Genomic DNA, 18,324 nt, shown 5'->3' on the forward strand with positions numbered 1-18,324 from the left:
CGTCTGGTCAGTAATGGACAACGCCGTCCATTGCGCCTCAAGGAGGAGGACACCCGCATGACGCACACGCATGCCGGTCGGACGGGGCGCGCCATCGCGCTCGCCGCCGGCCTCACGCTCGCCATCGGGGCGGCGGTCGCAGCACCGGCCGCCGCCGCATGCCCGCAGCATCACGACCCCACGGCGCCGGACCTGGGACCGAACGTCACCATCCTCGACCCGAGCATGTCCACCGAGGAGATCCAGGGCATCGTGGACGGCCTCGCGGACCAGCAGCGCGACGCCGAGATGACCACCGCGCGCCACGCGGTGCTGTTCCTGCCCGGCGAGTACGGGGAGCCCGGCGCGCCCCTGCACGTCGAGGTCGGCTACTACACGGAGGTCGCCGGCCTGGGCGCCCAACCCGACGACGTCACGCTCACCGGCACGGTCGAGGTCTACAACCGCTGCCTCGGCGACGACGCGAACCCCAACTGCATCGCGCTCGTCAACTTCTGGCGCACGCTGTCCAACCTCGCGATCCACGTCGACGGCACGGGCCAGGACGGCTGCCGCGCGAGCGCCAACATCTGGGCCGTGTCGCAGGCGGTGTCGATGCGCCGTCTCGACATCTCGGGCGGCAACCTCTCGCTCATGGACTACTGCACGGCGGGGCCGCAGTACGCGAGCGGCGGATTCATCGCCGACTCGCGCCTGCCGTACACGATCAACGGCTCGCAGCAGCAGTGGCTGGTGCGGGACTCCGAGGTCGCCGGCTGGAGCAACGGGGTGTGGAACCAGGTGTTCTCCGGCGTGGAGGGGGCGCCCAGCGAGGCGGCCTTCCCCGCCGAGACCTACACGACGCTCGACACCACCTCGGTGAGCCGCGAGAAGCCCTACCTCTACGTCGACGACGACGGCCGCTACCTGGTCCGCGTGCCGGCGGCGCAGCGCGACACCAGCGGCGTGAGCTGGGCCGACGGCATGACACCGGGGCGTGACATCCCGATCGGCGACTTCTTCATCGCCAAGCCCGGCGACTCCGTCAAGGACATCAACAACGCGCTGGCGCGCGGCAAGCACCTGCTGCTCACGCCCGGCGTCTACGACGTCGACCGGCCCATCGAGGTCAAGCGCGCGGACACCGTGGTGCTCGGGCTGGGGCACGCGACCCTCACGGCGCACCGCGGCGCGACGGCGATGAAGGTCGCCGACGTGCCGGGCGCCGTGATCGCCGGCCTCACCATCGACGCGGGCGAGCAGGAGTCGGCGGTGCTCCTCGAGGTCGGCAAGCGGAACGGCAACCACGGCCACCACGCGCGCGCCGCGCGCAGCAACCCGACCACGCTCTCGGACGTCTACTTCCGCGTCGGCGGGCCCCACATCGGCAAGGCGGACACCGCGCTGGTGGTCAACAGCGACGACGTGCTCATCGACCACACGTGGGTGTGGCGCGGCGACCACGGCGTCGAGGGCTTCACCGAGGGGGTCAACGGCGACACGGAGCGGTGGGCCACCAACACGGGTCGCAACGGCGTGATCGTCAACGGCGATCGGGTGACCGCGACGGGCCTGTTCGTCGAGCACTTCCAGCGGTACAACCTGCAGTGGAACGGCGAGGACGGCTCGGTCACGCTCTACCAGAACGAGCTGCCCTACGACCCCCCGACGCAGGCGGACTGGACCCAGCCCGACGGCACGCTCGGCTACCCGGGCTACAAGGTCGCGGACGATGTCGCGAGGCACCACCTCTACGGCGCGGGCGTCTACGTGTTCAACCAGAACAACCCGTCGATCGTCACGGCCAACGGCTTCGAGGTGCCCGAGGCCGCGGGCGTGCAGCTGCACCACATCATGACGGTCAACCTCAGCGCGGGGACCATCGAGCACGTGGTCAACGGCGTGGGCGGGACGGCCGACAACACGAACACGGGGACCCCGCAGTTCGTGATCGACTACCCGGCGCCGTAGCGCCGGGAACGACGATGCGCGGGTCCCGCCCCCCGGGACCCGCGCATCGTCCTGCGTGGTCGGCTAGATCCGCACCCGCCGCGGGCTCGCGATGAGCGTCGGCACCCCCGCGGTGTCGGGCGCGGCGACGGGCTCGAGCCGCGCGAACAGCCGGTCGAACACGTTGACGCGGTCGAACTGCATCGCGTGCTCGCGCGCCCGGTGCTCCCACCACTCGCGGTCCGCGTCGTCCATGCCCGCGGCGCACACGTTGAGCGCGACGGTGAGCGCGGACGGGTCTCCGGACGGCACCACCACCGCGGTGTCGCCCACGGCCTCGAGGATGCCGCCGGTGTCGCACGTGATGACCGGTCCGCCGCCCGCGAGCATCTTCTCGACCAGGGCGATGCCGAACGTCTCCGTGAACTCCGGGGCGGGCCTCGACGGCAGCGCGTACGCGCTGCACGCGGCCATGAGGTGCGGCTTCTCCTCGTCCCCCACGTCCTGCAGGAAGACGATGCGGTCCGCGGCCGCCGTGCGCTTCGCGACCCGCTGGAAGTACGGCAGGTCGGGGCCGCGCCCCGCGATCACCAGCGTCTGGCCCTCGCAGCCCTCCGCTGCGGCGAAGCCGCGGATGAGGTCGTCCACCCCCTTGGCCTTCTGGAGGCGCGACAGGTACAGGACGTACTCGCCGCGCCGCAGCCCGCGCGCCTCGAGCACGCGGTCCGTCTCGGAGCCGTCGAGGTCCAGGTAGGCCGACGTGTCGATCGCCGGGTACGAGATCTCGACGCGCGCCTCGCACTGCGCTGCGAAGGCGGTGCCGTACATCGCGTCGAGCTCGGCGGCGGACTCGACGATGACGCGCTTGGTGTAGTCGGAGACCGCGACGCAGCAGTCCTGGGACAGGTAGGTCGAGAGGACGGCGGCCGCGGCGCCGAACTCGCCGTGGTCCACCGCGGAGCGCACCACGTCGGTGACGTCCGAGCCCACCGCCTCGGCGATGGTGGTGACGTTCACCGGCAGCCCCGTGGAGCGGGCGATGCGGAGCGCATCGGCCACCGCCGTGGTGTGCGGGTGGAGGTACAGCGACATCGCGACCGTGGGGACGCCGTCGGTGAAGAGCTCGACCAGACGGCCGGTCATGCCGGCGAGGTAGCGGCCGTCGGGGATCTTGTAGCCCCCCACCGGGCCCGGACGCTCGACGGTGATGCCCGGCGAGTAGGGAAGGACGGTGTCGAGGGGCTTGAGAGGCAGCCCGGTCTCCTCGAGGCGTTCGAGCGGCCACGTGACGATGCGCACATCGTCGAAGCCGCGCGTGAGCGCGACCTCGGCCAGGTTGCGCGCCTCGCCGCTGTGCCCGCAGATGACGGGATCGGCCCTGACGATGATGACGAGCCTGCGGTTGACCTCGGTGTTCATGACACCTCCTTCACGGGAGCAGCCCCACGGTGGGGCGAGGGGTGGACGGGGGACGGTGCTCGCGTCCCCAATCGCTCGGGGAGTCCCCGAGCACGTAGCGCAGCTCGCCACCTTGGTGGAGCTCGGAGCCGCTGATCCAGGAGGACTCGACGGGCGAGCCGTCGAGCGTGACGGACCGGATGTACTGGACCGGTCCGCCTGGCCGGGGCTCGACGAACCCTTCGGCCACGATGTGGAGTTCTCCGCGTGCCATGCGCATCGTCGCTGATGCGAAGGCCGGGGGATGGAGCAGGAACACGTTCTGCCCTGCGACGGGGAACAGGCCCAGGCTGGCCCAGACGTACCACGACGATAACCCGCCCGAGTCGTCGTTTCCAGGGAGGCCCCCGCGACCCGGGCCGAACATCTGGTGGACGATGCCGTGGACCACCTCGGCGGTCCGGTCCGGACGGCCGGCGTAGTGGTAGGCCCACGGCGCCTCCATGTCCGGCTCGTTGTTGAGGCCCTCGAAGCGGCCCAGCGAGTAGCCGGCGATCATCTCCTCCGCCGAGGGACGCTCGGCGGGCTGCATGACGGGCTCCGCACCGAAGCCGAAGAAGGCGTCGAGCAGCGCGACGAAGGCGTCGTCGCCGCCGGCGAGCGCGATCCGGGCCGCCATGTCGTGCAGCAGGCGGAACGAGTAGTTGTAGCGCGTGCCCTCGTAGTACGTGGACTCCTTGAGCAGCCCGGTCGAGGCGTCGAAGGCGTTGCGCCACCGCGACGCGAGCTCGACATTCTCGTTGAGCTGCGTGCGGTCGCCGAGCAGCTCCGCGACCACGCCCGTGCACCAGTAGCCGTAGGCGAGGTCGAGCGTGTGGCTCATCGGCTGCGCGTGGCCCTGGAGCAGGAACTCCTCGCCGTAGGCCCGCCGCAGGTCGGTCTGCATGTGGACCAGCGCCCAGTCCCAGTCGATGCCGTGCGCGCCCAGGTGCGCGAGGTCCGCGAGCAGCGTGTGGACCAGGGCGCTGCCCTGGCGGCTGAAGCGGTCGGAGCCGCGCGCCATGCGGTAGCCGATGGGGAGGTTGCCCTCCTGCTCGGCGATGGTGAGCATCGCGTTGGCGAACTCCACGGCGCGGTGGGGCAGCAGCGCGGTGAGCAGCGGCAGCTGCGTCCGGTAGATGTCCCACATGGTCGACACATCGAAGACGAAGGGGCCCTTCTGAGACCAGAACGGGCTCTCGTCGGGGGCGAAGCACGGCTTGATGAGCGAGTGGTAGAGCGCGCTTGCGAACACCTGGCGGCGCGACTCGTCCTCGGTCTCGACCCTGATGGCGCCCAGCAGGCTTCGCCAGGTCTCGCGTGTGCCCGCCAGGCGGCTCGCGAACGTGCCGAGCTCGCCCAGGTCCGCGCGGAGGTTCCTGCGGGCCTGGTCCACGCCGCGCAGGGAGAAGCCGATGCGGAGCTCGACCTGCTTGCCGGGAGCCGCGGGGCCCTTCCACATGAGGCCGAACGGGCGCAGCGTGCTCGGCCGGATGGAGTCGAGGTCGAGCCTCGTGCCCGCAGGCATGAGGCGCGAGTCGTACCAGAGCATCTGGCGCCAGTCCTCGGCGTCGCACTCGATGTAGACCGCGAGCGGCACGCCCTCGACCACGATCTCGCCTTGGACCACGCCGGGCTCGACCGACTCGAGGCGGGCGCGCAGCGGCAGCGTCGCACCGTAGGGGATCTCGAGGCCGCCGAGCGAGAAGTCGACCACCAGGCGCGCGGACGGGTGCTCCGGGAACGTGTAGCGGTGCACCACCGACTTGGGGCCCGCGGCGAGCTCGGCCTCGATCCCGTTCTCGAGGACCGCGTGGTAGTAGCCCGGGTGGGCCTCCTCGTCGAGGATCTCCCATGCGCGGTCCAGCTCGTCGAGCGGCTCGAGCATCGGCGTGACGCGGAAGTAGTTGTAGTACTTGCGGATCGCTCCGGTACCCGACTGCTGGAAGTGGGTGAAGCCGGAGGCGACGTTGCGGTCGTGGAGACGCGTGGGGACGCCCTCGGTCGAGAGGTCGTAGAGGCCGTATCCCGTGGGGTACGCGCCCGAGTAGGCGCAGGCGGAGACCATGCCGAGCGGGAAGCACGCACCGGGGTGGGTGTTGCCCACCTGGGGCTTGGGCCACCACCACGTGGCGGCGATCCCCGTCGGGGCGGGGAGCGAGGTCGCCTCGGTTCCGATGAACGGATCGACGTCGTCGTACACGGCGGCACCTCCCTTCCCCGAAGCCTGCTCCTGACGAGCGGGGGACGCACGTCGGTGTGCGTCCTTGAGGAGAACCTAGGCGGGCCTCGTGTCGCGTCCATTGCGCAAATGTGACGGACTCTTTAACTTTCGCCGCGAGATCGCTCGGAGCCCGGTGGTCTCGCCGCCCCGCGGCGCGCCCTACAGTGGGTTCCGACCATGAATGTTGGGAGACGCAACAATGACGATGCCCATCCTCGCCGGCTTCTACCCGGACCCGTCGATCTGCCGCGTGGGGGAGTGGTACTACCTTGCGAGCTCGACCTTCGAGTACGTCCCAGGTGTGCCGATCCACCGCTCGACGGATCTGGTGACGTGGGAGCTCGTCGGGCATGCGCTGACCGACGCCGCGGTGATCAACGCGCCCACGGGGATCGACGGGGCGAGCTCGGGCATCTTCGCACCTACGCTGCGCCACCACGATGGGCTGTTCTGGATGGTGACCACGAGCATCCGCGACGCGGGCCGCGGGCAGCTCATCGTCCACGCGTCCGATCCCGCCGGCCCATGGTCGACGCCGGTGTACGTGCCCGACACCGACGGCATCGATCCCGATCTTGCGTGGCTCGACGATGGCACGTGCGTCATGACGTGGTGCGGGCACCACCCGCCCGCGATCTATCAGGTCGAGGTGGATCCTCGCACGGGTGCGCGGCTCACGGACCGCGTCGAGCTGTGGCGCGGCACGGAGATGAAGGACACGGAGGGGCCGCACCTTTTCGAGAAGGACGGCTGGTGGTACCTCACGGTCGCCGAGGGCGGCACGCACGTGGGTCACGGCGTCTCGGTCGCGCGCTCGCGCGACCCGCGCGGCCCGTTCGCGTCGCATCCCGTCAACCCGATCTTCAGCCACCGCAGCCTGCCGCACCCGGTCCAGGCCACGGGGCATCCGGACCTGATCGAGCTGGCCGACGGCGGCTGGGCGATGGTCTACCTGGGCACACGCCCGTCCGGCGCGTATCCAGGCTTCCACGTCAACGGGCGCGAGACCTTCATCGCCGGCATCGACTGGGTGGACGGCTGGCCCGTGGTGGTCGAGGACCGTTTCGCGGTGCCCGATCGCGACCTTTCCTGGGACGATGCTTTCGCGGGGTCCGCGCTCCACCCGCGATGGGTCGCTCCGGGGGTCTTTCCCGGCGCGCTGGCCGCCGTGCTCGGCGATGGGATCGCGCTGGCCGCGGGGCGTGGTCCTGCGAGCGGGGAGCAGATCGCCCCGCTGTGCGCCCGCATCCCTGCCGTGGGCTTCCTCGCGACCGCCGAGGTGCTCGAGGGCGACGCGTGCCTGAGCGTGCGGATGGATGCGCGCGCGTGGGTCGGCGTCGAGCGTGTGGGCGAGGTGGTGCAGGGACGTGCGGTCTCGGGCCCGTTCGACCAGCGGCTCGACTCGCTCCCGCTGCTTCCTGGCGACCTGCTGGCCGTGCGCTCGACCCCGTCCCGTGAACTGTACGGCCGGCTGGGTCCCGACCTGCTCGAGCCGGGCATCGTCCGTGACGGCCGGTTCGTGCCCCTCGGCGCCATCGACGGGCGCTACGTGTCCACCGAGGTCGCGGGCGGGTTCACCGGGCGCATGCTGGCGGTCGAGGCGCTCGGCGGAACCGCTGTGGTCGTGCGGGTCGCGTACGAGGAGGACCCCCGCGACTGACATGGCCGCGGACGGTGTACTTGCGGCGCTCCCGGAGGTGCTAATCTATTCAGGCACTTGGGGCTGTGGCGCAGTTGGTAGCGCGTCTCGTTCGCAATGAGAAGGTCAGGGGTTCGATTCCCCTCAGCTCCACCAGTGAGAAGGGGCCCGCCGGTCGGCGGGCCCCTTCTGCTATGTCCAGGTCTTGTCGTCGCGCCGCGCTCGGGCTGACACTGCAGTTGGCAGCCCGCCCATAGTCGGCTGCCCCCGGGGGTGCGCATGGGATCAGATGCGAGCGTGCTGCTCGGATTCTTGGTGGGCATCCTCGGCACCATCGGCGCCTTCGCGGGGAAGTACATCTTCGACTACCGGTTGGCGAAGCGCCGCCTCGAACTCGACGAACGGGCCGCGATCACGACCGTGCTGGGCAACGGTCCCGGACAGCTCCGACGTTCTGCGCTCAGGTTGACGGACCGGGTCGACGGCTTCTTCCGGGACCAGGACAGGCTCCGGCGGTGGCTGCTGGCCGAGGACGAACCTCAGCATGACCGCTACTTCCTCACCTCGTCGGTGCAACGGGTATTCGCCTTCGTCGCGTGGGGTGCGGCGCTTCAGCAGAACCTCGACGCCCTTCCTCCCGAGACGCTCGCGGCGCGGCGCGACCTGCGCCGCCAATACGCCCTCATCGAGCTGTGCGGGGAGGTGCTGACGGACACGAAGGTGTTGCTGGACCTCCCGGGATATGTCACCGAGCGCGAGGGCTTCCATCTGTTCACCGGGACCGTCGACGAGCTCGCTGACCTCGGGACTGTTGCGCGCCACGAGCATGGCGGAACGATTCCGAACGAGGCCTTCGCAGACGCGTACGGGCGGGACCGTGCGCTCCTCGCCCTGCGCACCTGGCTCGGCGCGGCGGGCCAGGCCGGGTCCGGCGAGCCGCGCGGGATCGTCGTGATGGCCCGGTTGGCATGCCTGGGTGCGGTCGCCGACATGATTGTGCGTCCCGACCTCGAAGAGCCGTTCGTGGACGGGACGGTGCTACGGACACGTTTGGAGCAGCTCGAGTCGGGGCTCGCCTACCCCCTGTCCCAGGTCCTCCCGGCGTGGATGGACAGCCAGCTGGCGCAGTCACGGAACCGGTGGACGGAGTGAAGACCTTCCGCCTAGAGCTTGAAGCGGGAGAGCAGCGAATCGTAGGCCGCGTCGGTGCCTGGTCCCCAGACCGAGTCGACACGGCCCTTGTAGAGACCCGCGTCGTGCCAGACGCGTTGCAGCGCCGCCACGGTGGCATCGTGCGCGGCGCGGGACTTCGCGTCCCAGTCGCCACCGGTCGCGACGCCGACCGCCCGTTGGGCGCGCTCGAGGCCGGCATCGAACTTCTCGCCGCCGAAGACCGAGGCGTCGCGCACCGCTGCGAGGTCGCCGGCCGTCGTGTCGCCGAGGAGGTTGTCGCGCATCGCGGGCGGCTGATGGAGCGCCACCTGGGTATCCACCACCGCGGTCGAGCCGCGCCCGTGCTTGACGGGTCCGTCGCCGAAGTTCGAGTACGAGCCCACGTCGATATGCCCGTGGTCGCGGTGGGCGCGCGCGACGGCCACGCCGTTCCCCGTGTAGTCGTAGAGGACGCTCAGGCCGAGCGACTCGAACACGCGCCGGCACGCGACCATGAGTGCGCGCTCGCTCGCCGGTGCGCCGGCGGTGCCCACGTTGAGGTCTGCGGCCTGGCCGTAGACCCCGTCCGTGTCGTAGTGGAAGGAGGTCGAGCTGTGGCCCTTGTGGACCTCGCCGTACGGCTGCATCTCGGTGACGCGGCCGCCTTTCGCGATCCAGTAGTCGCACGCCGCGACGAGTGCGTGGGTGGTGGCGAGCTTCGCGCTAGCGCCCATGATGTTCTTCTCCTCGGAAGGTGCTGACGCGCACGGAGTGGGCGACCAGGTCGCGTTCGCCGGGCTCCGCGGGACCGGCGCTGGTGCCCGGGGTCCCGGGGCTGGGGACGGTGCGGGGCCGCGACGCGCGTCAGGAGACCTTCGTGGCCACGCGAGTCCCATGCGGCGGAACTCATCGAACGGCTCGGTGGCCCCGTCGCACGGGGCTGACCCGCTCAGTGTCCGTCGCACAAGCGACACGGGCAACACGGACGCCGCGCAACGCACGATTCCCGCGAGAGTCCCCACCCGTGCTGCGTCAGGGGACGTCGGGGCGCCATCGATCTTGGGTGTGAGCGCCAGCCGAGAGTGGCGTCGAGGTTGCACAAGGTCGTGAGATCGGACGCGCCCCAGGCAGCGTCGAGCAGGTCGATGGCTCGGTGGAGGAATCCCCATCCTGCGAGACCTCGAACTCCACCCCGCCACCGGCCCACACCCACAACCGCGACAAGCCATTCATCTGCGTCCGCTGTGGAAAGGGCCACCGCCGAGAAGGGCCAGTCGGGGATGGCGGCGCCCTGCTGTGCGAGCGCCTACTGCACGCTCACGTAGGTGCCGTGGACGAAGGTCTTGAGCGCGTAGGCGCCCGACTCCTGCGGCTCCAGCCAGAACTTCTCCCACTCCTCGGCCTTGGTCCGATCCCAGTTGCAGACCGAGCCTGAGCCCCCGCCGTGCTCGGCGGTGAGGAAGAAGCCACGGGTGGACCTGAGGCTCACCGATCCGTCGCCGTGAGCGACCACCGTGATGGTCTCCCATTCCTGGACGGCACCGCGGTTGGCATGCACCGCACCCCCGCCGCCGTCCTCGGCGCTGAAGAACCCGCGCCACGAGCTCAGCGCGATTCGCGACGGGACCACCGGCGGGGGTGCTGGCGCAGGTGCGGGGGGTGCAGCCGGCTCGGCCGCGCCAAGGCGGCCTATGCCCGCCTCGGCGGGCGTGGTCCGCAATCCGCCGACCAGCGACGCGCCTGGGAGCCCGGCCGGCCGTGCCGCGGCAGGATCGAACTCGTCCCGCACCTTCTCGGCGAGGGTGCTGTTCGCGCGGACGTCGTCGACGTGCCCTGCGACGAACGGGCGGTGCTTCTCGTCGGCGACGGATCGCCGGGGAACCACGGGTGCGTCGAGATCCAGGAGCACGAAGGTCTCCCAGGGGCCCACGCGGTCGCGGTCCGCGAAGACATCGCCGGGTCGGGTGTCGTCGGAGTCGAGGAGCGCCGCGCCAAGCGCTCCGGCGATCCCGCCGACCACCACGCCGCCCGGTCCCGCGGCGAGGAAGGCGAGGCCGGCGCCCAAGCCGGCGCCGATCGCCTCGTCCGGGAGCCCCGTCGCGTCCTGGAGCGCCTCGGCGAACGTCGCGATCAGGGCGACCGGCGAGATTCCGCGCGGAGTGACCGTGGTGAACGGAGCGCCGACGACGCCGACCACGTTGACGCCTTCGTTGCCGCCGATCGCGCCGACCACCTTGAGGGTGCCGGAGATGGCGTCCAGCACCACCGCGACGAACACGCCGGGCGGGCCGAACGTCGACGTGATCTTCGACGCGCCGTCGACGCCGTCGGTGACCGTCTGCACCTCGCCGTGCGACAGCTGGACCTGCCACACTGCGGCATCCATCGAGAAATCTGCCATGACCCCTCCCCGCGGCGGCGCGGGGCCCGGGGATGTCCCCGCCCGTCGTCCTCCATGCTCGGCCCGTGGCAGCGGGCCGGTCAAGCATGCGAACAGACTCGCGAGAATCGCTCGCGATACGGTCGAGATGTCGCGGATGAGACTGCCCACGACCGGCGTGACGCTCGATGCGAGGCCCACCGGCTACATCAGCGCCGACTCGAGCTCCTCGAGCGTCTCCGAGGTGCCGGCGTCGATCTTGACGGCCGCACGGCGGTCCCCTTTGGTGGCACCCCGGTTGATGATGACGATGGGGACCCCCCGGCGATGAGTGCGCTCCACGAGCCGCATTCCCGAGTTCACCGCCAGCGACGAGCCGGCGACCAGGAGCGCCTCGGCACGGTCGACGAAGCGTTCAGCGGCCTGGGTCTGCGAGGCGGGCACCAGCTCCCCGAAGAAGACGACATCGGGCTTGAGGATGCCGCCGCACACCGTGCAGGCGGGAACGGCGACGTGCTCCCAGGACTCCGGAAGCACGTCGCCGTCGGGTCCCAGCCGGACCCCATCGGCGAGCACGAGGGCCGGGTTGTCGCTCTCGAGGCGTGCGGCGACCTCCTCGCGGGAGAATCGGGCGCGGCACGCGAGGCACGTCACGCCGCGCATGTTCCCGTGCAGCTCGACCACCTCGCGCGAGCCGGCCTGGAGGTGGAGACCGTCGACGTTCTGCGTGACCAGGCCGGTGACCACGCCCGCGGCCTCGAGCGCCGCGAGGGCACGGTGTCCCGCGTTCGGGTGCGTGGCGGAGAAGGTCTTCCATCCCAGGTGCGAGCCGACCCAGTATCGCCGTCGCTTGGCCTCGTCGCCCACGAAGTCCTGGAAGGTCATCGGCGTGCGGCGCGGCGAGCTCTCGCCCCGGTAGTCGGGGATGCCGGAGTCCGTCGACAGACCGGCGCCCGTGAGGACCGCGATGGTTCGGCCCGCGAGGAGCTCGAGCGCCCGCGAGACCGACGGCGCTGCGGGCTCAGTGCCCGATGATTCCACCGTGGTCACGCGTCTCCTCCCTGCGATGCTCAGCGCGATGCCGTGACCACGATGGTCGCACGACGGCCGCGCTCGGGCGTCTGCGCCCCTGGGTAGGCTCTCTCCACGATGAGCGAGCAGCGCGCGCGGCGCCCCTGGGAGGGCATCACCCTCACCGAGGACTTCGAGCGCGCGCTGGAGATCCTCCATGGCGGCGACCACCTGTTCCTCACCGGCCGCGCGGGGACCGGGAAGTCCACCCTCATCAGGCACTTCCTGGCCACCACGGACCGCACGACGGTCACCGTCGCGCCCACGGGCATCGCCGCGCTCAACGTCGACGGCTACACCATCCACCGCCTGTTCTCCTTCCCCATGGGGGTCAACGAGGACATGGTGCGCGGGCCCGGCTACTACCCCGGGCGCTTCGCGAGCACCCTCGCCGGGCTCGACACCCTCATCGTCGACGAGGCGTCCATGGTGCGCGCGGACCTGTTCGACGCCCTGGTGGCCGCGCTCGAGCGTTTCGGGCCCCGGCAGGGCGAGCCGTTCGGCGGCGTGCAGCTGGTGCTGGTGGGGGACCTCCACCAGCTCCCGCCCGTGGTGCGCGACGACGAGGTCGACTTCTTCGACGAGCGTTACGGCACCCCGTACTTCTTCTCCGCGCGCCGCTTCGAGCGAGGCACGTTCCCCGTGGTCGAGCTCACCACCGTGTTCCGCCAGGTGGGCGACACCCAGCTGGTCGACATCCTCAACGCGGTGCGCGACGGCGCGCTGCTCGAGGGCGCGCGGGCGGCCCTCAACGCGCGCACCCATCCCGGCTTCGATCCTCCCGCTGACGAGTTCTGGCTCACGCTCGCCACCACCAACCGCATCGTCCGCTCGCGCAACCGGCGCGAGCTCGAGAGGCTTCCGAGCCCGGTGCTGTCCTACGAGGCGACGCTCACCGGAGAGACCGACGGTTTCGAGCTGCCCGCCGAGGTCAGCCTCGACCTCGCGGTGGGCGCGCAGGTGATGCTGCTCAACAACGACCCTGCCGACCGCTGGGTCAACGGCACGCTCGGCCGCGTCGTCCTGCTGCAGCGCGACGAGGACGGACCCGTCGCGACCGTGCTGCTGCGCGACGGCCGCCAGGTGCGGGTGCGGCCGTACACCTTGGAGGTCACCCGCCCGGTGGTCGAGCACGGCGGCCTGGGGCGCGAGGTGGTCGGCACCTTCACCCAGCTGCCCATGAAGCTCGCCTGGGCCATCACCATCCACAAGGCGCAGGGCCAGACGCTCGACCGCGTGGTGGTGGACCTCACCGGCGGCACCTTCGCGAACGGCCAGCTCTACGTCGCGCTCAGCCGCTGCACGTCCCTCGACGGCCTGGTGCTCCGGCGCGACGTGCTGCCGCGCGACCTCAAGACGGACGGCCGGATCCGCCGCTTCCTCGCCGCGTCCCGCGCCGGCGCGGGGGACGATGCGCGGTCCGGGCACGTCTACCTCAGCGCCCTGACCGTGGGGACCGTGGGGGACCGGTACCGGCCGCGTCCGGTGGAGATCGCGGTCGTGACGGACGAGGGCGACGAGGCCACCACGGTGGTCAACCCCACGAGCGACCTCTACGAGGCGCATACCGAGTACGGCCTGACCACGCGGGACGTGCAGCTCGCGCCCGTCCTCGCCGAGGCGTGGGCGTGCCTGTCGCCGCTGCTCGCGGGCCGCGTCCCGGTGGGGGTCGGGATCGATCGGACGCTCGGATGGATCGACTTCGAGCTCAAGCGCAACGGCGTGGTCGAGCCGATGGCGCTCGGCGCGGAGCTGCCGGCGGCGGCGTTCGACGCGGGGGCGCGGGAGGCGCTGGCGGCGCCGACGGCGCTCGAGCGCGCGCGTGCGCTCCGCGAGGCCGGCGAGCGGTGGCTCGAGCGGCACGGGGACGATGCGCTCGCGGCGGGTACCCCGTTCGCGTCGTGGCCACGCGGGCGAGGCTTCCTGCAGGCGCGGGTCGACAGCGCCGGGCCCGAGGGCTTCGTGGTGGGAGGGAACCTCTCGGCCGAGGACGACCCGGGCGCGGTGCTCGGTGAGCTGCTCGCCCTCGCCTGGGGGCGCGTGATCGACAAGGACGCCGCGGCGCTCGCGCGCGTGCGCGCCGCTGAGCGGCACTTCGGGGTCGACGTCCTGCCTGGGGATCTGGTGCTCGCCGGGCCTGCTGATCCCGCCGTGGTGCTGGTGCCGGGCGCGCGCGTGTGCTTCACCGGGACCGTGGTGGCCGCGGGGCGCGGCGTGGTGGACCGCGAGCGGATGACGCGGCTCGCGGTGGAGGCGGGGTTGGTCCCGGTTCCGAGCGTGACCAAGACGCGCACCGACGTGCTCGTCGTCGCGGAGCGAGGCACGCAGTCGGGCAAGGCGCGCAAGGCCCTCGAGTGGGGCAAGCCCGTGATCGCCGCGGAGGACTTCCTCGCATGGCTGGATATGGGCGCAGGCGGGGCGACGACGGTCCAGGCCTGAGGCGCGGCTCCGTGCGGTGAGCTCGCCCTGGTGGGTCGCCGCGGCTCCGTGCGAGGATGCGTCGGTGAGACGCGACGTGACCAGCTCCCTGACCCTCGACGTCGCCGGGCCGGCGCGCCTGGTGCTCGCCATCGCCGTCGCCGAGGGGCTCGCCCTGGACGAGTCCCTCTCCGTCACGCAGGACGGCTCGCCGCTCGACGCGACCGAGCTCGCGGATCAGCACGGCACACGGCTCCACTCCGTCGACGCGACCGGTGGCCGCGTCGAGGTGCGGTACGCCGCGCGGCTGGAGGGGCGCGCCGAGGCCGCCCCGGTCGACGAGATCGATCGCGTCCGCTACCTGCGTCCCAGCCGCTACTGCGAGTCGGACACCCTCGCCGCCGTGGCGGCGGCGGAGTTCGCGGGTCTCGAGGGAGCCGAGGTGCTCGCGGCGGTCTCGAGCTGGGTGGGTACGCGCCTCACGTACGACGGCACCTCCACGGATCCGACGGACGGTGCCGCTGCGACCCTGCTGTCGAGGCGCGGCGTGTGCCGCGACTTCGCACACCTGGTGGTCGCGCTCCTGCGCGCGCTCGACGTGCCCGCGCGCGTGGTCGCCGTCTATGCGCCCGGACTCGCACCCATGGACTTCCACGCCGTCGCCGAGGCGCTCGTCGGTGACCGCTGGCTCGTGGTCGACGCGACCACCCTCGCGCCGCGGTCCACCCTCGTGCGCATCGCCACCGGTCGCGACGCCGCAGACACGGCGTTCCTCACCACGATCGGCGAGGCCGTCGAGCTGGTCGCGATGGAGGTCTCCGCGACGGCGGATGCGCTGCCGGAGGACGACGTCCGCACGCCCGTCGCGCTCGGCTGACCCGCGCGGCCCGGGCGCGGTCATGCGCCGCGCCGCCCCCCCGGGTCGGGTGCGCGGAGCGTACGGCGATCGGAGCGCCATCCCGAGGCGGGCGGGTTACGGTGAGCACCGGGGGCGCGTCGCCGCAGGTCCCCGCGGGGGTGGGGTCATGAGCGCATCGGTGTCCGTGCGTCGCGACGGAGGCGCGCCTCCTCGACGCGTCCATCGCGCGTGGATCGTCGCCGGCGTGACATTCCTGGTGCTCCTCGCCTCGGCTGCCTTCCGGTCGAGCCTCGGCGTGCTGCTGGTCCCCATCGAGGAGGACCTCGGCTGGTCCCGCACCGACACGTCGCTCGCCGTCTCGGTCAACCTCATCGTCTACGGCGTCGCGGCGCCGTTCGCCGCCGCCATCCTCGAGCGCGCGGGGGTGCGGCGCACCGCCATCGTGGCGCTCGCGCTCATCGCCGCGGGCTGCCTGGTCACGGTCGTGATGGTGGAGCCGTGGCCGCTGTGGGTGGCATGGGGGATCGTGATCGGCCTCGGGACCGGAGCCGTCGCGCTCGTGTTCGGCGCGATCGTCGTGAACCGGTGGTTCGCCGAGCGGCGCGGCCTGGTGCTCGGCATCATCGGCGCCGCGTGGGCGACCGGGCAGCTCGTGTTCCTGCCGCTGCTCGCCGCGGCGGCCGAGGCATGGGGCTGGCGCGCCGCATCGCTCCTCATCGCGGTCTGGTGCGCCGTGCTCGTGCCGCTCGTCGCGTTGGTGCTCCGCGACCGGCCCGCGGACGTCGGGCTCCTGCCGTACGGGGCCGTGGAGGCGCCCGAGCAGGAGGACACGCCGCCGAGCGCCCGCGCCGCCGTCGCGCGCGCCGTCGTCGTCCTGCGCGCGGCGGCTCCCACCCGGCCGTTCCTGCTGCTCGCGGGGACGTTCTTCATCTGCGGCTGGACCACCAACGGCATCATCAGCAGCCACTTCGTGCCCGCGGCGCATGACCACGGCATGTCGGCGACGGTCGCGGCGGGGCTGCTCGCGGTCGTCGGCGTCTTCGACATCGTCGGCACCATCGGCTCCGGATGGCTCACCGACAGGTTCGAGCCCCGGGTGCTGCTCGCCGTCTACTACGGGCTGCGCGGGACGGCTCTGCTCGCGGTACCGGCGCTGCTCGGCACCGAGGTGGAACCCCCCATCCTCGTGGTGGTCGCGCTGTTCGGGCTGGACTGGGTCGCGACCGTGCCGCCGACGGTGATCCTGTGCCAGGCCGCCTTCGGGCCCGAGCGCGGGGGCATCGTGTTCGGCTGGGTGTTCGCCGCGCACATGGTCGGCGCCGGGGCGGCGGCCGCGGTGAGCGGCGCGATGCGCTCCGCCTCGGGCTCGTACACCTCCGCCTGGCTGCTCGCGGGGGCGCTCGCGGTCGCGGCCGCCGCGGCCAGCACCGTGCTGCCGCGGGTCCGTGGGCGGGCGGTCGCGCCTACCGCGTGAGCGCGACGAGGCGTGCCCGCGCCCGCGCGATAGCCGACGCCGTGTGACCCCCGCATTTCGGGACGCGTCCGCACATGTCTGCGGGGTTAACGGTGGCCCATGCCTCCCGCGCAGGAGTGGCGCTTACCGTGCGGACACTCCTCGGGAACGATCGATCTCATCCACCGCTGTCGATCGACCCCGGGGAGGGGACGCCATGAGCAAGGCATCATCCGCGCTGCCGAAGGGTGCGCGCGCGACCGCCGGGGGCGCCGTCGGGCTCCTCGTCGCGACCGAGGTCGGCAGCGGCCTGCTCCAGGGGTGGTACGGGCCGCTGCTCGCCACCATCGGCGAGCGGTACGAGGCGAGCGCGGCGTCGCTCAACCTGGTCGCGGTCGCGTACCTGCTCTCGTCGGTGGTGTTCGTGCCGCTGCTCACGAAGCTCGGCGACAAGCATGGTCACAAGAAGCTCCTCCTGGTCGCGGTCGCGATCACCGCCGCGGGCTCGTTCATCGTGACGTTCGCGCCGAGCTTCGGCGTGCTGCTGCTCGGGCGGGTGCTGCAGGGCGCGCTCGTCGCGTTCCTGCCGCTGGAGTTCGCGATCGTGCGCCAGCGTTCGCCCGAGACGGTGGACCGCAGCATCGGCGCCCTCATCGCCTCGCTCGCGATCGGTGCCGTCATCGGCGCGGTCGGCGCAGGGCTCCTCGTCACCGCGGCGGGCCTGACCGTCGCGCTCGCGGTTCCCGGGATCTACTTCACGCTGTGCTTCGTGCTCATCGCCGTGTTCGTGCCCGAGACCGAGACCTCGGGGACCGGGAGCATCGACTGGGCGGGGATCGGCCTGCTGGGCCTGGGTGTGGCCTCCGTCCTCGGCGGCATCTCCCTGGGCGGACAGATCGGCTGGGGGAACGCGCTCGTCTCGGCGCTGATCGTCGTCGGGCTCGCCGCCCTCGCGGCCTTCGTGGCCGTCGAGCGGCGCGTCGCCGAGCCGTTCATCGACTTCGACGTCCTGCTGCGCGGAGGCATCGGGCTGCCGATCGTCATCGGGCTGGTCTTCAGCTCGCAGTCGCTCGGTGCCGCGACCCTGGCCGCGCTGTACGTGCGCGTGGATCCCGAGGTCTACGGGTTCGGGCTGGGTCTCGACGCCGCTCAGGCGGGTCTCACCCTGTCGGGCATGGCGCTCGCGGGCTTCATGGGATCGCTCGTCGGCGCGCGCGCCGTCGCGCGGTGGGGCTACCGTCCCACGATGGTCGCAGGCTCGCTGTCCTCGGCAGCCGGGTACCTGCTCATGATCCTCGCGCCCGGATCCGTCGGCCCGTTCACGGTGTGGCTCGTGCTCTGCGGCATCGGCATCGGCGTCATGACCGCGGTCCTGCCTGCGATCGTGGTCAAGCGAGCGCGACCCGACGCCGTGGCCGTCGTCTCGGGCCTGTACAACACGCTGCGCACCGCGATGGGAGCGGCCGCGGGCGCCGCCTTCACCGCGGTGATGGCGGCCTTCCTGGTCGAGGGCACGGGTACCGGCTCGACCGCCGGCGTCACCTCGTTCACGGGCTACGCCGTGGTGTGGGGATGCGCGGTGGTCCTGTCGCTCGTCGTCGTGGCGCTCGTGCTCCGCCTGCCGAAGGACGTGAGCGCGCCGGCGTCGGCGGCGACCTCCGACGAGCCGGAGCCCGAGCTCGTGACCGCCTGATCGCGTGCGTCGACGGAGGGGCCGGACCGCGAGGTCCGGCCCCTCCGTCGTGTGCTCCCCGGCACAGCG

The 18,324-nt window shown here is 71.9% G+C and carries 12 protein-coding genes and 1 tRNA gene; 8 read left to right on the forward strand and 5 right to left on the reverse strand.

Annotation, left to right across the window (positions count from 1 at the left end; translation table 11 throughout):
- Positions 1-57 precede the first annotated feature (57 nt).
- On the forward strand, positions 58-1,950 hold the full coding sequence (locus AOM06_RS01445) for a pectate lyase-like domain-containing protein (protein ID WP_062301642.1): 1,893 nt from the start codon (positions 58-60) through the stop codon (positions 1,948-1,950).
- Positions 1,951-2,013: 63 nt separating this feature from the next.
- Here AOM06_RS01445 and AOM06_RS01450 read toward each other — a convergent pair whose 3' ends face one another.
- Together AOM06_RS01450 and AOM06_RS01455 are read right to left on the reverse strand one after the other, a co-directional pair.
- Positions 2,014-3,348 carry a glycosyltransferase gene (locus AOM06_RS01450; protein WP_062301646.1) on the reverse strand — a complete coding sequence of 445 codons (1,335 nt, stop codon included), beginning with the start codon at positions 3,346-3,348 and terminating at the stop codon, positions 2,014-2,016.
- A gap of 10 nt (positions 3,349-3,358) precedes the next feature.
- Complete coding sequence (locus AOM06_RS01455) at positions 3,359-5,569, reverse strand: glycoside hydrolase domain-containing protein (RefSeq protein ID WP_062301650.1); 2,211 nt, start codon at positions 5,567-5,569, stop codon at positions 3,359-3,361.
- Between the two features lie 220 nt (positions 5,570-5,789).
- Here AOM06_RS01455 and AOM06_RS01460 point away from each other — a divergent pair, with 220 nt between their 5' ends.
- From AOM06_RS01460 to AOM06_RS01470, 3 genes are all read left to right on the forward strand, one after another.
- Entirely contained in the window at positions 5,790-7,250 is a 1,461-nt protein-coding gene (locus AOM06_RS01460; RefSeq protein WP_062301654.1) for a glycoside hydrolase family 43 protein, read from the forward strand.
- Between the two features lie 59 nt (positions 7,251-7,309).
- Positions 7,310-7,385, forward strand: a tRNA-Ala gene (locus tag AOM06_RS01465).
- Between the two features lie 159 nt (positions 7,386-7,544).
- Entirely contained in the window at positions 7,545-8,381 is an 837-nt protein-coding gene (locus AOM06_RS01470) for a hypothetical protein (protein ID WP_156163533.1), read from the forward strand.
- A gap of 11 nt (positions 8,382-8,392) precedes the next feature.
- Here AOM06_RS01470 and AOM06_RS01475 read toward each other — a convergent pair whose 3' ends face one another.
- From AOM06_RS01475 to AOM06_RS01485, 3 genes are all read right to left on the reverse strand, one after another.
- The gene (locus tag AOM06_RS01475) at positions 8,393-9,115 is read right to left on the reverse strand and encodes a hypothetical protein (protein ID WP_062301660.1); all 723 of its coding nucleotides are present in this window, start codon (positions 9,113-9,115) and stop codon (positions 8,393-8,395) included.
- Between the two features lie 572 nt (positions 9,116-9,687).
- Entirely contained in the window at positions 9,688-10,782 is a 1,095-nt protein-coding gene (locus tag AOM06_RS01480) for a fascin domain-containing protein (RefSeq protein WP_156163534.1), read from the reverse strand.
- Between the two features lie 183 nt (positions 10,783-10,965).
- Positions 10,966-11,811, reverse strand: coding sequence for a Sir2 family NAD-dependent protein deacetylase (locus AOM06_RS01485; RefSeq protein WP_062301666.1), 846 nt, complete (start codon positions 11,809-11,811; stop codon positions 10,966-10,968).
- 99 nt (positions 11,812-11,910) lie between these two features.
- On the opposite strand from AOM06_RS01485, the gene AOM06_RS01490 reads away from it, so the two are divergent.
- The 4 genes from AOM06_RS01490 to AOM06_RS01505 all read left to right on the forward strand — a co-directional run bounded on the left by AOM06_RS01490 (position 11,911) and on the right by AOM06_RS01505 (position 18,255).
- Entirely contained in the window at positions 11,911-14,271 is a 2,361-nt protein-coding gene (locus AOM06_RS01490) for an AAA family ATPase (protein ID WP_062301669.1), read from the forward strand.
- 64 nt (positions 14,272-14,335) lie between these two features.
- Positions 14,336-15,127 carry a transglutaminase-like domain-containing protein gene (locus tag AOM06_RS01495; protein WP_062302217.1) on the forward strand — a complete coding sequence of 264 codons (792 nt, stop codon included), beginning with the start codon at positions 14,336-14,338 and terminating at the stop codon, positions 15,125-15,127.
- Between the two features lie 226 nt (positions 15,128-15,353).
- Positions 15,354-16,583, forward strand: coding sequence for an MFS transporter (locus AOM06_RS01500; protein WP_228372811.1), 1,230 nt, complete (start codon positions 15,354-15,356; stop codon positions 16,581-16,583).
- A gap of 196 nt (positions 16,584-16,779) precedes the next feature.
- Positions 16,780-18,255, forward strand: coding sequence for an MFS transporter (locus AOM06_RS01505; protein ID WP_062301676.1), 1,476 nt, complete (start codon positions 16,780-16,782; stop codon positions 18,253-18,255).
- The last annotated feature ends 69 nt before the right edge of the window (positions 18,256-18,324 follow it).

Source organism: Demequina subtropica, from assembly GCF_000971235.1.
Lineage (GTDB): Bacteria > Actinomycetota > Actinomycetes > Actinomycetales > Demequinaceae > Demequina > Demequina subtropica.

Coding starts and splice junctions, on each gene's coding strand:
- AOM06_RS01480 (WP_156163534.1), bottom strand. CDS start 10,782: ATGGCAGATTTCTCGATGGATGCCGCAGTGTGGCAGGTCCAGCTGTCG.
- AOM06_RS01475 (WP_062301660.1), bottom strand. CDS start 9,115: ATGGGCGCTAGCGCGAAGCTCGCCACCACCCACGCACTCGTCGCGGCG.
- AOM06_RS01445 (WP_062301642.1), top strand. CDS start 58: ATGACGCACACGCATGCCGGTCGGACGGGGCGCGCCATCGCGCTCGCC.
- AOM06_RS01505 (WP_062301676.1), top strand. CDS start 16,780: ATGAGCAAGGCATCATCCGCGCTGCCGAAGGGTGCGCGCGCGACCGCC.
- AOM06_RS01460 (WP_062301654.1), top strand. CDS start 5,790: ATGACGATGCCCATCCTCGCCGGCTTCTACCCGGACCCGTCGATCTGC.
- AOM06_RS01450 (WP_062301646.1), bottom strand. CDS start 3,348: ATGAACACCGAGGTCAACCGCAGGCTCGTCATCATCGTCAGGGCCGAT.
- AOM06_RS01490 (WP_062301669.1), top strand. CDS start 11,911: ATGAGCGAGCAGCGCGCGCGGCGCCCCTGGGAGGGCATCACCCTCACC.